This window comes from Paenibacillus etheri, assembly GCF_001012825.1.
Taxonomy (GTDB): Bacteria; Bacillota; Bacilli; order Paenibacillales; family Paenibacillaceae; genus Paenibacillus_AQ; species Paenibacillus_AQ etheri.
In genome coordinates this window covers 253,539-267,999 of sequence record NZ_LCZJ02000018.1, presented here as the reverse complement: position 1 = coordinate 267,999, position 14,461 = coordinate 253,539, and the positions used below count along the sequence as shown (strand labels likewise).

The 14,461-nt window shown below is 42.7% G+C and carries 15 protein-coding genes and 1 other annotated feature; of the genes, 4 read left to right on the top strand and 11 right to left on the bottom strand.

Annotation, left to right across the window (positions count from 1 at the left end):
* Window positions 1-134: 134 nt before the first annotated feature.
* The 7 genes from UQ64_RS06690 to UQ64_RS06655 all read right to left on the bottom strand — a co-directional run bounded on the left by UQ64_RS06690 (window position 135) and on the right by UQ64_RS06655 (window position 6,252).
* Complete coding sequence (locus UQ64_RS06690; protein ID WP_042129595.1) at window positions 135-722, bottom strand: lysophospholipid acyltransferase family protein; 588 nt, start codon at window positions 720-722, stop codon at window positions 135-137.
* Complete coding sequence (gene cmk, locus UQ64_RS06685) at window positions 719-1,429, bottom strand: (d)CMP kinase (protein WP_425339571.1); 711 nt, start codon at window positions 1,427-1,429, stop codon at window positions 719-721. Before cmk ends, UQ64_RS06690 begins: the two co-directional genes overlap by 4 nt.
* A 201-nt stretch (window positions 1,430-1,630) precedes the next feature.
* Complete coding sequence (locus tag UQ64_RS06680; protein WP_060622692.1) at window positions 1,631-2,284, bottom strand: flagellar brake protein; 654 nt, start codon at window positions 2,282-2,284, stop codon at window positions 1,631-1,633.
* Window positions 2,285-2,414: 130 nt separating this feature from the next.
* Window positions 2,415-3,773 carry a germination protein YpeB gene (gene ypeB / locus UQ64_RS06675; RefSeq protein WP_060622691.1) on the bottom strand — a complete coding sequence of 453 codons (1,359 nt, stop codon included), beginning with the start codon at window positions 3,771-3,773 and terminating at the stop codon, window positions 2,415-2,417.
* A gap of 359 nt (window positions 3,774-4,132) precedes the next feature.
* Window positions 4,133-4,828, bottom strand: a complete 696-nt coding sequence (prsW, locus tag UQ64_RS06665) for a glutamic-type intramembrane protease PrsW (RefSeq protein ID WP_060622689.1) — start codon at window positions 4,826-4,828, stop codon at window positions 4,133-4,135.
* A 174-nt stretch (window positions 4,829-5,002) separates the two neighbouring features.
* Window positions 5,003-5,617 carry a genetic competence negative regulator gene (locus UQ64_RS06660; RefSeq protein WP_042190227.1) on the bottom strand — a complete coding sequence of 205 codons (615 nt, stop codon included), beginning with the start codon at window positions 5,615-5,617 and terminating at the stop codon, window positions 5,003-5,005.
* 263 nt (window positions 5,618-5,880) lie between these two features.
* Complete coding sequence (locus UQ64_RS06655; protein ID WP_060622688.1) at window positions 5,881-6,252, bottom strand: hypothetical protein; 372 nt, start codon at window positions 6,250-6,252, stop codon at window positions 5,881-5,883.
* Between the two features lie 94 nt (window positions 6,253-6,346).
* Here UQ64_RS06655 and UQ64_RS06650 point away from each other — a divergent pair, with 94 nt between their 5' ends.
* Window positions 6,347-7,243, top strand: coding sequence for a polysaccharide deacetylase family protein (locus UQ64_RS06650; protein WP_060622687.1), 897 nt, complete (start codon window positions 6,347-6,349; stop codon window positions 7,241-7,243).
* Between the two features lie 98 nt (window positions 7,244-7,341).
* On the opposite strand, the gene UQ64_RS06645 is transcribed toward UQ64_RS06650, so the two are convergent.
* Genes UQ64_RS06645 through UQ64_RS06635 form a run of 3 tightly spaced genes read right to left on the bottom strand, consistent with a single transcriptional unit; the run spans window position 7,342 to window position 9,139 of the window.
* Window positions 7,342-8,181: a metallophosphoesterase gene (locus UQ64_RS06645; protein ID WP_209445727.1), complete on the bottom strand. Its 840-nt coding sequence runs from the start codon at window positions 8,179-8,181 to the stop codon at window positions 7,342-7,344.
* On the bottom strand, window positions 8,181-8,549 hold the full coding sequence (locus tag UQ64_RS06640; RefSeq protein ID WP_060622685.1) for a hypothetical protein: 369 nt from the start codon (window positions 8,547-8,549) through the stop codon (window positions 8,181-8,183). Before UQ64_RS06640 ends, UQ64_RS06645 begins: the two co-directional genes overlap by 1 nt.
* Window positions 8,546-9,139: a CPBP family intramembrane glutamic endopeptidase gene (locus tag UQ64_RS06635; RefSeq protein ID WP_060622684.1), complete on the bottom strand. Its 594-nt coding sequence runs from the start codon at window positions 9,137-9,139 to the stop codon at window positions 8,546-8,548. Before UQ64_RS06635 ends, UQ64_RS06640 begins: the two co-directional genes overlap by 4 nt.
* Window positions 9,140-9,254: 115 nt before the next feature.
* On the opposite strand from UQ64_RS06635, the gene UQ64_RS06630 reads away from it, so the two are divergent.
* Both UQ64_RS06630 and serA read left to right on the top strand, forming a co-directional pair.
* Window positions 9,255-10,178, top strand: coding sequence for a hypothetical protein (locus UQ64_RS06630; protein WP_060622683.1), 924 nt, complete (start codon window positions 9,255-9,257; stop codon window positions 10,176-10,178).
* A gap of 97 nt (window positions 10,179-10,275) precedes the next feature.
* Window positions 10,276-10,506, top strand: a binding site (T-box leader).
* 247 nt (window positions 10,507-10,753) lie between these two features.
* A complete protein-coding gene (gene serA / locus UQ64_RS06625) occupies window positions 10,754-12,346 on the top strand; it encodes a phosphoglycerate dehydrogenase (protein ID WP_060622682.1) in 1,593 nt (530 codons plus the stop codon).
* A gap of 71 nt (window positions 12,347-12,417) precedes the next feature.
* Here the strand turns inward: serA and UQ64_RS06620 are convergent, their stop codons facing one another.
* Window positions 12,418-13,251, bottom strand: a complete 834-nt coding sequence (locus UQ64_RS06620) for an SDR family NAD(P)-dependent oxidoreductase (RefSeq protein ID WP_060622681.1) — start codon at window positions 13,249-13,251, stop codon at window positions 12,418-12,420.
* Window positions 13,252-13,420: 169 nt separating this feature from the next.
* Between UQ64_RS06620 and UQ64_RS06615 the strand changes: the two genes are divergently transcribed.
* Window positions 13,421-14,377, top strand: a complete 957-nt coding sequence (locus UQ64_RS06615) for a helix-turn-helix transcriptional regulator (protein WP_060622680.1) — start codon at window positions 13,421-13,423, stop codon at window positions 14,375-14,377.
* Window positions 14,378-14,461: the final 84 nt, after the last annotated feature.

Genomic DNA, 14,461 nt, shown 5'->3' with positions numbered 1-14,461 from the left:
CTGCGTATAGCAGAGTTCAAAACAAGCACTGCTTGGTATTACAAATTACACTTGATGATAGTATGTTCCAAAAAATAGCGACTATGCCGTTATTTAATCGTAGCACCAGACGAAATTTGCATTTCGTTTATCCCTTAACTAACAGTTGGTATACCCGACTTCTTCATCTCGTTGATGCGTTCCATAATGACATCGGTAACAGCCTCGAGAGACTCACTTCCTGCACCGGCAAATTGACTGAGATCTATAGGAGCCCCATAGACAACAACCATCCGTCGAAAGGGTTTGTACTCACCGACAATAGCGGCTGGAACAACTGCAGCACCACTTCGAAGTGCGAAGCTTGCAGCACCTTTCTTGGCAACTCCGGCGTCTGAGTTACGCGTACCCTCCGGGAAGATACCCATGACATTACCACTACGAAGTGTGTTAAGGGCCGTTTTAATGGATTCTTTGCTTACGCCACCACGTTTGACCGGGAAAGCACCCAATTTGTTAATGAGCCAGCCAAGCACAGGAACCTCAAAAAGTTCTGCCTTAGCCATATACTTTACCTGACGGTCTAGCTTAATCCCAATAGTCATCGGATCTAGCAAACTAATATGGTTGGCACAGAGCAGCACCCCGCCCTCCTTTGGCACATTCTCTTCCCCCACAATCTTAAGCGGGAAAACAATTGCGTAAATCAAGCGAAGCAATCCTCGGCAAAATACATAAATCATAAATGATTTCTCTCCCCGTCAACATGAGATCTGCAATGGGATACAATGGTCTCAACGACTTGATCGATATCCATAAAGGTCGTGTCCAGAAGAATTGCATCTTCCGCACGGCGCAGCGGTGAAATCTCCCGTCCTTCATCCAGACGATCTCGCTGTGCAATATCATGTTCAAGCTGCTGAAGTGTCACCGATTCCGCGTCTCTCAATTCCTTATAACGACGGAGAGCTCTTTCTTCCACACTTGCCGTCATAAAAATCTTTACTTCGGCATCGGGCAGCACGGTCGTACCGATATCGCGGCCATCCATTACAACGCCTTTGCGAAGCGCCATCTGACGCTGCAAATGACTAAGTCTGGACCTTACACCTTCGATCTTCGAATACTGCGACACAAGGCCGCTAACCTGAAGACTCCGAATATGCGGCGTTACGTCTTCCCCATTAATCAGCACCTTCTGAATGTCTTTTTCCGGAATAAGCTCAATAACCATGTCGCGAACGTTCTGGTTCACTTGATTCTGATCTTCCGGTTCTATGCCTTCTCGGATCATATACCAGGTGATTGCCCGGTACATTGCGCCTGTATCGACATAAATATAAGACAGCTTCTGGGCTACCAATCGGGCTACAGTACTCTTGCCTGCCCCGGCAGGTCCGTCGATGGCGACGTTAATTCTGTCGTAAGTATGTGTACCCTGCCTATCCAACGGGGCATTCCTCCTCAAACACTCTTTCATAAGAAAAGCATCTAGCGATGTCAAGTTCGTTGCAATATCAATAAGCACATACGAATAGATATGCTTGATGATATCAAGAAAAAAGCAGGCATTGCCTGCGACTTATAAAATTATACCACAGTTTATACTTCAGTGCAAAATCAGAAGGCTTAATAGAGCTTAGAAAAATGCCTATCGGTTGCGGAAATCAAACTGACGTTCAAAGCAGTAACGTATTATTTTCTGACGTTCATTATCCGTAATAGCCACAAATTTCAACATGGCCAATTGACGCCCATTCTCAAGCTTTTTAATCCGAACCACTTCACCTTCAAAGTCCACATGCTCAATACTACCATTTCGATATGGCACTAGAACCCAGCAGGATAATTTCGTTCCGACTTCGAGCTTCACTTGGTTATCCACCAAGAAAGACGTTCCTCCACCACCGATATCATCTGTACGTACAAGGAATCTTTTACCAAAGCTATCCTTCACAGCTAATTCAAGATCTGCATTCACTCGAAAAAAGCTTCGTCTCTGAATTTTGAAAATCGAATCTGCCTCTGGTTTTTGTATACGTACCATACGAATTACATCTTCTTTAAATCCGAGAACATGAGTATTAAAGTAATTTTTAATGCCACCCTCAGTTATAAAATAAACCGAAAGCTCGTCCCCCATAAAAAGTCGTTTCAGATGACCATTGCTCTCCTGCATAGGAATTTCAATCAGGAACGCGTCGTCCTCTGTCTCTGCAATTCTCGATCTATATTCAACTTCTGCTTCAGCAGCGTCACTGGAAGCAACCTGTAGGTATAGATATTCATTAATTTTGGGATACAAAGATGTCACCGCCAAATCAGTTTAGTTAACAATGATTATAGCATGGGAATATCACCCAATGAGATAAATATTATTTCAATTTTAAAAATATAAAAGGGCGCATCCAAATAAATGGATACGCCCTTTTCCTTTACTTTTGATCTACTCCCGAAGAAGCCCTGATTTCTTCCACAGACTCTTCGATGCCATCATCCGCATTAAGATAAATACGATACTGGGTACCATTTACCTCTCCGCCAAATTCGTAAGTCAAGACTTCTACTGAGTCATCATTTTTAATCCAAGCCATACGATGGTAATTCTCTTTGAAATCTGAGTTCAGAAATTTCTTCGCTTCCGCAAGGGTAAGCTTTGGCTTTGGAATTTTGCGATTGTCCTTATGTTCATTGACATATTCGCTAGCCTCAAATCCAACCGCTGTACCAGTATCAAGTCCAATACGGATCGTCATTTTCTCAGGATAAATCAACACATCATTCTGGTTAGTTACAAAGGTTAAATTCCCGATATTATCATAACGGTCAGCATTCACCGCAGTCATATGAGGATACCCCTTTTTATTAAGAAACTGCTCCGCCTTAACAACTGCTTCTTCTAAAGATACCTTAGCAGGACCAATCTCACGGTTATCATAATAAGAGATCAGTAAGCCACCATTTTTGGTGAAATCCATACTGATAATCTGATTATTATTCGAACCGCTGACTGTAGCCGTATAAGAAGGCCACTTCGTATTTTTGCCGTTTTCTTTAACGTCTACCTTAGCACTTGAACCTGCATTAGCAAACTTAATGGCTTTACGTTTAATATCTTCAACTGAAACAGGGGTACCCCCGAGCATTTTTACAGAGCGTTTATCATAAATGCTTGCAACTGAAGGGCCCCAATCCAGTTCAGGGTAACCTTCGACACGTTTGTCCACAGACTTGAAGCCGTCAATAATCGAATTATCTTCTGCCTTATTCTCTGTAGCCAGTGCGGTTTCAACATCCATCCAGCGCAGACGGCTACCGATCACTTTATTCTGAACATCCTGCAAATCTTTAGAGATTTCTCCAGAGCTCTTATACAATGCTTTTAAATTGCTCAATTCACCATCTGTTAAAGGCTTCTTAGTGAAATCACGAATCCCAGCTTTATAAGAAAAGTTAGAGATTTTGGACAGAAACTCTTCCGTTTTGCTAAATGGCAGTAATGTGAGAGGCAACTGATTAATTTCATTTTGTGCCTCACTGGTCATCCGCCACACATTAACAAGTCCTTTGCGGTGCATCCCATTAGAAGCGGAGTTAACAGCTAGTGTGTTTCCAAGCTCTCCATGAAGACGTTCCACATGGTGAGATAAATCATGAAAGGCACGTTGATATTGGTTCTCCGCCTTAATTAGAATCGCATTTTTCTCCTGATTCTCCTGATAACCCCACACGAGCGCTCCAATTAACAGCAGCGCAGTCAGCGGGAACATTACAGCACTTAATCTTTTGTACATAGGGCTACAAGACTCCTTTCGATAGCTTATTGGCGTTAGTTTGACAATAAACTAGGAGTCTTATGCACCGTCTGTAACACAATGTGACTAAAGCTTTTGAATAGAGGGATTCCACTACAGATTCACATAGCAGAGTGCTTAGGCTCTCTCTTCAATCTCAAAGCCAATGCTATTACTGCAAAGGCATTGCTTAAAGCCGGTCTGAATAATACCCTGCTCTTTTATCCCTCTTAATATGTAGGTCTCACCGCATCGTTTGCAAAGTATACGGACTTTTATACGCAAAAAAAGACACCTCTCTCCTCTCTGGAATCCCCCGTTAAGGAACAATCCTTTGAATATAAGTGTGTCCATCTCGATTATAGGTTAACCTCTTCTTCTCGTTTCAGAAAGCGGAATGGGGATCGGCTATTAGCCCTATCCACTTTCCCCATCCCTCCGTACCATAGAATAGCCATCAGAGGAACAATAAACCATATCCAGTAGTTAGCTGTCGTACTCAAAATAAAGTCATAAATCCCATGCCATAGCCATGGCAACAAGATAGAGATCAACAGAATTCCTTTTGTTTTAGCCCCTTTTGAGAACTTGGCTCTCCCTAAGTGATAACCCATGATCACACCAAACATAGCGTGTCCAGAAACCGGAAGTAGTGCTCTCAGAAACATGGAACCAATTGAAGCATTGCTATACCAAGCGTACATTACATTTTCTATTGTTGCGAAGCCGAGCGAAATCGCTACGGCATATAGTATCCCATCATATGGCTCGTCAAATTCGGTGTGATTGTAAATCATATGGTAAAGCACAAACCACTTTAGACATTCTTCCACGCCAGCGGATATAAGAAACGACTCCACATAAGGACCGCCATTCAGCCCCAGCATTAGTCCTCTCTGAATGATCATAACAGGGAATACAATCAGAAGGCCTAGCAGGAACACCTTAATGACGATATGAAGCGGTTCTTGATCATACTTATCTTTCAGGTAGAAAAAGGTCAGCAGAGCAAGACCCGGCGCTACTGCCGACGAAATAACCGATAACACGAGCACCGAATAACCTCCCTATATCCCTAGCGCCTTATACTGCTGATTACAGCAAGGCAGATAACAGCTTTAATTCAAGAATGACCGCCATACCATCAAGAACAAGAATAGGGCTAATCAGCTAAGAAGAAACGACGTTGTGGTCTATCAAAATGATGCTTATCAGCCCTATCATGCTATTTAATCCTGACGCTTAAAATGAGTGCACAATAACTGAACTGCATTCTCCGGCATTACTGTCTTCCCATATTCATCGAGAACAGCTTCAGTAACCGGTGAGGAATCTCCAAACTCAGCTAGTACGCCAACAAGACCTGACAACGCCGTCTCTTCAAATTCCTTAGGATCGAAGTACAGATACCATTTATTGTTATAAGAATACAGTTTCCCCTGGGAAGTAATATTACCAATGAGCACATGGGCCGCTTCAACAAGAACCTCGAAATCGCGGAATGCATATACAATGGAGTCGCTTTGTTCAAGAGTAACTTCCATTTCGTAAATCTCTTCTGGCAATTCTTCTTCCCCGGACGCACCGTACTGATGGTGATCATATTTTCCTCGGGTCACTATAACGACCATGCCTTGGGCGGGCAATGCGAAAACTTCTACGGCAAGCGGACCGGTAGCATCAAAACCTAGTTCACTATATGCTTGGTCCATCATCTCCGTAAACAGGTCATGAACCTTGGGAACTTCCTGCCACATATCTTCCTTCTGGATGCCCCGCTCGCTCAGGTCGTCAAAAGTGAGGAAAATCCGTATCTTATCTTGACTTAATCGCTCTATTCTCATGACAGGATCCTCCTTTTGCAAGCTCATTTATTATAATGTATGATGAGTCCCGAGTAATGAGCCAAAAATGGTTACTATGTATGTATGTTATCATTTTGCAGAGATAAATGCACGAAAATAAATATATAAAATCCTCTTAAAGCGTTGCCACTACTGAAGAGCTTATTCTACTTCATAAACCATTTTCAAGACCTTGAATATAAAAAAGAATCATTCTGCGGAATATTTCATCCCCAAAATGATTCTGAAGGAGTCCTTTACGGTTACAATCCCGGTATGGCTGTATGCGTTTCTTTTAGAATCTGCTCCACTTCGCTCTTCACTTCAGGATTGTTGCGAATGAAATCCTTCAGTAATTTGAGATTGGATTCTTTTGATTTTACCGGTGATTCCGTTTTATGCTCAGAGGTTCCGCTGTTCGCGCCATTACTTTGAGCATTGCTGCTTGAAGCAGCAGTGTTTCCAAACCCTGTCGTAGCCATACCAATTATTTTTTCTTTTGCTTTATCTGCGGCTCCGCTCATGGAACCGCCTGATTGTCCCAGCGAAGACATTAAAGAATTCCGCTTTTTGGACATAATCATACTAGCTGCGGCGCCCATCAGCACCCCGCATAAAAATGACGAAGTATTCATAATCCCAGCCTCCTTGTATGGTAAAATCATGTTTAGTGTTCGCGGAAAGATTCCGACTCATACAACCTAATCACAAGAAAGCGAGTTGAAAAAAGTGGGTAAATTGACATCAGCGCTGCTACTGGCTACTTTGCTGCTGACTTCCTGTAGCAACAACGGGGGAAACGGCAACATTGCTAAGGAAACAACCACACCAAATAATCAGCCCACAGCGGCAGCTACACAGAGCGTAGAAACTGAGGGACCAACAACCGAAATTGCAGTCACCCCTACACCACAAGCAACTACGGAAGGAGAAGCTGCAGGAAGTAACACCGCTACTGGGGATGAAGCCTCCGCTGAAGTTCCACTTCTGTACCATATGAACAAAAATTATGATATCGTCCCCAATGAAGAAACAACAAATAAAAAGGTCGTTTTGCTAACGTTCGACGACGGGCCCAAAGATGCGAATATGATTAATCCATTAATGGATATTTTGGACAAGCACCAAGCCAAAGCCATTTTCTTCGTGAACGGGTACCGTGTTAAAGCGCATCCCGAGCTTCTAGAGTTAATTCATAAACGTGGAGGAATTATTGGCAACCATAGCTGGGATCATATTATTCTCAAGGACAAGTCTTACACAGAAGTTAAAAAACAAATCGAAGACGTTCAAGCTGCGGTCAAGGAGATCATAGGTGAAGCCCCTCAATTTTTCCGCCCCCCACATGGTGCTGGCGGAGATGTTGGAAAGAAGATAGCCGCTGAAAATGGAATGTTATATATGACCTGGTCCAACGGATCTCTGGACTGGGAGATGAAAGAGAAAGAAACTGGAAAAACGGATAAATTGATCAAAAATGTGACGGACCAGCTTCATTCAGGTAGTAATATTCTGATGCATGAGCTGCCTTGGACAGTCGAGGCATTGGATAAGCTGCTCACTACTTTAGAAGGTAAAGGTTATAGCTTCGTAGATCCTCGCAGCATTGAGCTTAAGATGCGCTAAATTCCGAAATAGCATAAATAAAACAGGTAATCACCTCTATGGAGAGGCGATTACCTGTTTTGTGTTATTAATTAATTTAGTTGCACAATGACTACTTCCTAATGCTGCTCTTTACGGAGGGTGAGCACATGCATCTCAGATGGACTTCCCCAGCGGATCGGCAAGTGAGAGGTTCCAAACCCTCTGCTGATCAACAGCTTCGCATCCCTTCCTGTCCCATCCCTTCTTGGCCATTGAAACATTCCCGCATCATATTTATGATAGAAATTTTCTACATGTCTTTGACCCAAAAAAGGAAGAATAACCTGTCCTCCATGCGTATGACCTGCCAATATCAGATCAGCTGGTACACTTTGGCGTTTAGACAACCACAACGGATCATGAACAAGAATGATACGGCACATGTCATCTATAGAAGAAGTATGTGTCTTTAATCGCGGTAATGGACGATAGGAAGTGTTACCACCCTTTTTCGGGAAATCCACTCCAGTTAACCAAAGAGAAACTCCCTCACGTTCAATACTCACATTCTCATCCATTAACAGCTTTGCACCACTGCCACGGATAATCTGATCAACCAATGAAATATTAGCTCGATAATCATGATTTCCATGCACTACATAGGTGGGAGCAATAGATGTAACTAGATTCATATTATCGGCCAGTCGATTCAAAGGGCTGTTTTTTTCCGTTAGATCACCACCTAATAAAACAGCATCTACTTTTCCCTTTAATGGAGTCAATAGCGCTGATGGAAGGCGACGGCGATGGGTGTCGGTTATAAATAAAATACGAAATCCATCAAATACGTCTGGGAGCGACTTCAAAATTATTTCCTCGGTAATAATTCTGTTTTTAAAGGCGTTCCTTACCATAATCACTGCAATAATTACCGCGATCAAAAGCACAGTCACGATCAATCCCCATATCCAAACCATCACCATAAAGTTCTCAAAGGCGGCGCCCCTTCAATTCCCCACCAGAGGAGTGCCACCAGCAATATTACAAAAGTGAAGATCAAAGAGTTAACGAACATTTTACTAAGCCGAACACGTTCTGATGAATACGTATCCGAACGTGATGGAACAGATTCTTCCTGCTCTTTGTTTCCAGCGTTTGATCCCTTCGCAGAAGCTGCCGGACGGCGCGCTTTCCTTGATAAAGTTGCCGTTGTTGTCCGGGAATGATTGCTCTTTTTAGGAGCTTCCTCCGATCGCGGATTCGTTTTTTTACTTTTGCCAGAAGTTTTGCCTTCGCCACCACGCTTTTTCTGACGAGACTTCAACCGGCTCAATTCCTCACTCATGATTCCCTCCTGTAGCGGATCACCAGACCAGAGAATAGGTCGATGAAGAAATGACATAGTATAGGTGCCCAAAGGCTTCCTGATTGAATGTATATATATCCAAGACCATAGCTGCTTAAAAATACCCATCCGGTAGGTACAAAGTGACGCAAATAACGAACATGAATAAGAGCAAATAGAATACTGGTCCAATAAGGACCAATGGAATATTGAATAGCTCCTCTGAACAGAAGCTCTTCACAGATCGATACCATAGCTGCAATTACAACAATGTGCCATACGGGCCGATTTCGAAATAAAAGGTCGTTTATTCCCCCGTCATCCATGCTTTCTTCAGGTACAATATGAGTCAATAAATAATCAACTACCAGCATTACAGCGGCAAGTCCAAGACCCCATGCCACAAAATGTACGCTTTCTGGAAAAATTAATAGCTCAAAAGGATTTCTTTTCTGAAATAATATCCATATCAAACCGATAATTAATGTAAGCCCCTGAGTAATATAGAGATTGAGGAGCAGAAGACGGTCTGTTAACTGACCTGGCTCTACTTTTTTTATCTTAATCTCGCCAAATTTGAATTTTTTCATCGTGACCTGCCTGTTCTTTAATTTTTTGGGGCAGCTCCGAAAGAGAAACCGTCCATAATGTTGCTATCAATACATAATACATAGGATAATTCCCCCAGAAAAAGGAGCACTTATTATGAGCCAACGTAACTCCCGTACACAAATGTTGTACACTCTATTTTTTTTGTTTTTCCTTATTTGCGCCTTCGCCGCATTTTTCACAGGCGTCAAGGTTGGCGCAGACAAAACGGAAGCTAAATATGAGCAACAAAAGAGCAGTAATGGATATGGATTAGAAGAATTCACGGGCTCTTACCAACAGAAGGATCTTGTTACTTTCTATCATAACGTATTTTTGCCTTATCGGGAATTCAAGCAGAATTGGAACACGCAAGTGGACAAGCTGGCACGTAGTACTGATGCCCGTGTGAACGCAGCGGCTATGAAGAATCTTAGCCTTCTAGCAGATAAACAATATGAAAGAGTTAACCAGGACTCTATCTTTTCCGACTCACCCTTATTACATCAATCACAGCTAAATATCCTTAAAAGCTTAACCTTATTCTCAAAAGCTTCTGGTGAAATAAGTGCAAGTGCATCTGGTGCAGAGACGGCAAAATTGCTGAAAAATGATCCCTATACTGCCGGCGCGGTTAAATTCGGATTGCTCGCACAAAAGAACTTTTATGATTCTATGCTAAAGTGGGGCTCTAAGACAAACCAGAAAATCCCTTCTGATGCTGGTGAGCTAAAGACCATGTCCTTTATACAGTGGAAAAAAATGCCTCTTCTTCAAAAGAACGCATCCATTGCTGATATGATGTTAAATCGCGGAATTTTTGCAGCCTACGATCCTCAGGACATTACCGCAAAAATAGACGATTTAATACATTCTGGTACTGCCAGTTCATTGAATCTTACGGATGTCCAGTCCTCAGTAACCCTGCTTATTTCCACAGGTGCTATACAGGTAGAGGATTTTATGAAGTGGCGAGAGCAGTACTATAGCAAGGAGACGATTCCACAACTCCCGTTTTTTATGAATAGAACCAGTTATTGAATCATAACGAAAAAAGAGGTTCACTTCAAGAAAGCCTACTTTCAAAGCCTATTGACACATCTACATTACCGTGTTACATTATGAAAAAATTAATCAATCAAAAACGATGATGGAACAAAGATTCTGGAAGTCTTCAGAGAGCCGGTGGTTGGTGCAAACCGGTGACGAACAGATGTCTTTAGCGCTCCTGAGATATTGTATCGAACCTTAAAGTAGGTGCAATCGGATCAACTCCGTTACCAGTGTGGCCTTTGCAGGCCAATGAGGCTGCTTCTTCCAAGTTGCAGTGAATTAGGGTGGTACCACGAAGATAACTCTCGTCCCTTACTACGGCAGTAGTATGGGGGTCGGGAGTTTTTTTAATTTCTAATTACCCAATCTATACTATCCTTTTGCCCAAAGTTACCGATTCCGCGGCACTTCTGCACGCAACTTCTTTTATGCGACACCGCGTTGATCTACTATTATCACATGTTTTTTCTCTACTAGTTCGTGAATCTTCAGGTATTGTGGATTGCCCAAAAAAGGCGTCCTCGACATATAAAGCTTTTCAACTTTAAGGGGGATAAGAAACCATGTTTAAAGTATTAGTATCGGATCCAATCAGTGATTTGGGCATTCAGCAATTGATGGACGCAGAAGATGTAGTTGTTGACAAAAAAACAGGACTCAGCGAAGACGAACTCATTGCAATTATCGGTGAATACGATGGTCTCCTTGTCCGCAGTCAAACTACTGTAACAGACAAAATCATCGAAGCAGGTAAAAATCTAAAAGTAATTGGTCGTGCAGGTGTTGGTGTAGATAATATCAAACTGGATGCTGCAACAAAGCGTGGTATTGTTGTAATCAATGCTCCTGATGGAAATACAATTACGACTTGTGAGCATGCTTTCGCAATGATGATGGCACTGGCCCGTCACATTCCACAAGCTTATGCAAAAACAATTGGTGGAACCTGGGATAGAAAAACATTCGTAGGTGTAGAGCTTCGTGGCAAAACTTTAGGTGTACTCGGAATGGGCAGAATCGGTAGCGAAGTGGCTAAACGTGCCAAAGCTTTCGGTATGGAAATTCTTGCTTTTGATCCTTTCCTAACAGCTGAACGTGCTGAAAAGATGGAAGTTAAATTGGCTTCCGTAGACGAGGTTGTTCGCGGAGCAGACTTCATAACTGTGCACACTCCACTTACTCCGGAAACACGCCATATGATTTCTCGCCCGCAATTCGAGGTGATGAAAAAGGGAATGCGCATCATCAACTGTGCCCGTGGTGGTGTAATTGATGAAATGGCATTAGTAGAAGCTATAGATAGCGGTATTGTTGCTGGCGCTGCGTTCGACGTATTCGAGAAAGAGCCGCCGCAAGCAGATCATCCTTTCCTGTCTCATCCAAAAATCATCGTGACTCCTCACCTTGGTGCTTCTACGATTGAAGCTCAGGAGAACGTGGCGATCGATGTTTCGGAGCAAGTGTTGCATATTCTGCGTAATGAACCGTTCATTAACGCGGTCAACATTCCTCCAGTGGCTCCAAGTGTAATGAATAAGCTTCAACCTTACTTCACTCTTGGAGAAAAATTGGGCAGCTTTGTTACCCAAATTGCAGCTGCTGCTATCCGTGAGATCCATGTTGAATACGCTGGTGATCTCTCGGATGTAGATACCCAACCACTAACCCGCTACATTGTAAAGGGTGTGCTCTCCCGCCACTTTGCAGAGGACGTTAATATCGTAAACTCCATGCATTTAGCAAAAACACGCGACGTGAACGTTGTAATAACTAAAGCTTCTAAAACTAAAGGCTTTACCAATCTGATTACTGTTACTCTAAAAGCTGATCGTGACCAAGAGTATCTTGTTGCAGGCACCTTGCTGCAAGGCTATGGAGAACGGATTGTTCAAGTAAATAAGTTCCCAGTTGATATTGCTCCTGAAGGTCATCAAATCTTTGTATCCCATAACGACAAAGTAGGGATTATCGGACTCGTGGGCACATTGCTTGGCGAGAACGATGTAAATATCGCCTCCATGCAAGTGGGACGTAAAATTGTTGGGGGCGCTGCAATCATGCTGCTGACCGTTGACAAAGCTGTTCCTAAGCATGTCCTTGTGAAACTTGCTGGTTTACCAGAGATTAACACTGCCGAAGAAATCATCCTTCTTTAATCTAAAACATGAAAGGCCATTCCAGAATGCACTGGAGTGGCCTTTCTTTTATTTAACGAATCTTTTTCTTCTTACATTATGAATGAAGGGATTATCCTTCCATCAATATCAGTAAAACCATACTTTTCAGCAAGCTTTCCAACCTGCTGCGGCTCACCGGACATAGACATAACCTCCGGATCAGCTGCTAGTGCAGTCACAGCTCGACCAATATATGTCGTCGATTCACTCATTTTCAGTTCCCCGACTTCTTGCCAATGTTCCTCATCTGTATTCATGGCTTCTAGAACCGCTTCTGTTCTCATCCATCCGGGTGAAAGTGGAATAACCGCAATACCGTCATCTTTTAACTCCTTCGACAGACCGAAAGCCATACGTAAAAGTGCATTTTTAGAAAGATCATAATAAAAGTTGCCTAAATATTTATAATGATCCCAGAAGGTTGTATGGATAATAAGACCGCCAGTTTTTGCCTTGCGCATGAAGGGAATTGCGTAATAATTCGTGATCATCTGTGCTCGCACACCAGCATTAAACATATTGTCCCAATGCGCTGTAGGTAACTCCCAAAAAGGCTTCTGCTCGATAGCTAAATCATTGCCTCCCCATACGTTGTTAACTAGTATATCAAGTCGCCCCTGCTCTTCAGCGATCTGACGGATCACTGCTTCTGTTTCCTGATCCTTCGTATGGTCACATCGTATTACCGCACCAGATCCTCCACTCTCTTTTATCTCCCTAAGCACGCTATTTATGCTCCCCTTAATATGTTCTGTGGCGGATACATCTGTGGTTCTCCCTGTGATATAAACAAAAGCGCCTCTTCTTGCTAATTCTAAAGCGATCCCCCTGCCAGCACCTCTACTGCTCCCGGTAACTAATGCGACTTTACCTTTCAATGTCATAGTCCTCAACCCTTTCCACATAAATTTAGATTTCAATATTCTGTGATCATCCCCTACGTTTTATAAGTATAGCGCTAATATATGACATCCACTGACATATATAATATAATCATGATTTAGAAATGATTAATGGGATCGTCCAATAATTAATACGAGGAGGAATAGCCTAATGAGAGCCGACCGTTTGTTATCTATATTGCTTCTGTTGCAAAACCGTGGAAAAATGACTTCTAAAGAACTGGCCCAAACACTCGAGGTATCAGAACGAACTGTGTTTCGTGATATGGAAGCATTAAGTACTTCAGGAATCCCGATTATAGCTGAGCGAGGACGTGAAGGGGGTTGGATGCTTACAGAAGGGTACCGGACCTCCCTAACGGGAATGAAGCCACAAGAGATTGGTTCACTGCTTCTGTCCACTGACGCATCTATAATGAAGGATCTGGGGATACAAGACGACTACTCTTCCGCTGTTCTCAAACTAGAGGTTGCCTCTTCACATCGAACTAGTAACCCAGCAAATTACCTAAGCGAGCGCATTCATATTGATGGTGCCAGTTGGCATCCTTCGGATGAGACTTACCCTTTCCTTTCTGTACTACAGAGGGCTCTTTGGGAAGACCGTAAAGTAAAAATCACTTATCTCCGAAACGACGAGACAACGGTTCGTTTGATTGAACCTCTTGGGTTAGTTGCAAAACGCGGCGTATGGTATGTCGTAGCCAAAAGCAAGAATGAACTACGAACCTTTCGAGTATCCAGATTAGTTAACGTTGAGGAGACTCATGAGTGGTTTAACAGGCCTGACGATTTTGATTTAAAGCGTTACTGGGAAGAATCCACCTCAGCCTTTAAAGCAGCGCTGCCAAAGTATCCGGCAAAACTAAGGGTTAGAGCATCTGTCTTAAAAGAATTGCAGCGTGAAAGATTTGTCTCTATCCATTTGATAGAGACTTCAAGCGATGCAGAGTGGGTGAACGTTGATGCCGAATTTAATACGATCGAGTCTGCCTGCCGGATAATCCTATCCTTCATTCCCTCCGTTATGGTATTTTCTCCACAAGAGCTTTTAGAGATGGTAAAGTCTGCTATCGCAACAATTTCCGCTATATATGAGGATTTTTGACACGAAATCTCAAGATCTACTTCTAAAAGAAGATTTATGTCAGTTCTTACTATAGACCAAACACCTTTAAATCCCATATAATAA

Coding starts and splice junctions, on each gene's coding strand:
- UQ64_RS06690 (WP_042129595.1), bottom strand. CDS start 722: ATGATTTATGTATTTTGCCGAGGATTGCTTCGCTTGATTTACGCAATT.
- ypeB (WP_060622691.1), bottom strand. CDS start 3,773: ATGTACAAAAGATTAAGTGCTGTAATGTTCCCGCTGACTGCGCTGCTG.
- UQ64_RS06660 (WP_042190227.1), bottom strand. CDS start 5,617: ATGAGAATAGAGCGATTAAGTCAAGATAAGATACGGATTTTCCTCACT.
- UQ64_RS06655 (WP_060622688.1), bottom strand. CDS start 6,252: ATGAATACTTCGTCATTTTTATGCGGGGTGCTGATGGGCGCCGCAGCT.
- UQ64_RS06645 (WP_209445727.1), bottom strand. CDS start 8,181: ATGGTTTGGATATGGGGATTGATCGTGACTGTGCTTTTGATCGCGGTA.
- UQ64_RS06640 (WP_060622685.1), bottom strand. CDS start 8,549: ATGAGTGAGGAATTGAGCCGGTTGAAGTCTCGTCAGAAAAAGCGTGGT.
- UQ64_RS06635 (WP_060622684.1), bottom strand. CDS start 9,139: ATGAAAAAATTCAAATTTGGCGAGATTAAGATAAAAAAAGTAGAGCCA.
- UQ64_RS06630 (WP_060622683.1), top strand. CDS start 9,255: ATGAGCCAACGTAACTCCCGTACACAAATGTTGTACACTCTATTTTTT.
- serA (WP_060622682.1), top strand. CDS start 10,754: ATGTTTAAAGTATTAGTATCGGATCCAATCAGTGATTTGGGCATTCAG.
- UQ64_RS06620 (WP_060622681.1), bottom strand. CDS start 13,251: ATGACATTGAAAGGTAAAGTCGCATTAGTTACCGGGAGCAGTAGAGGT.
- UQ64_RS06615 (WP_060622680.1), top strand. CDS start 13,421: ATGAGAGCCGACCGTTTGTTATCTATATTGCTTCTGTTGCAAAACCGT.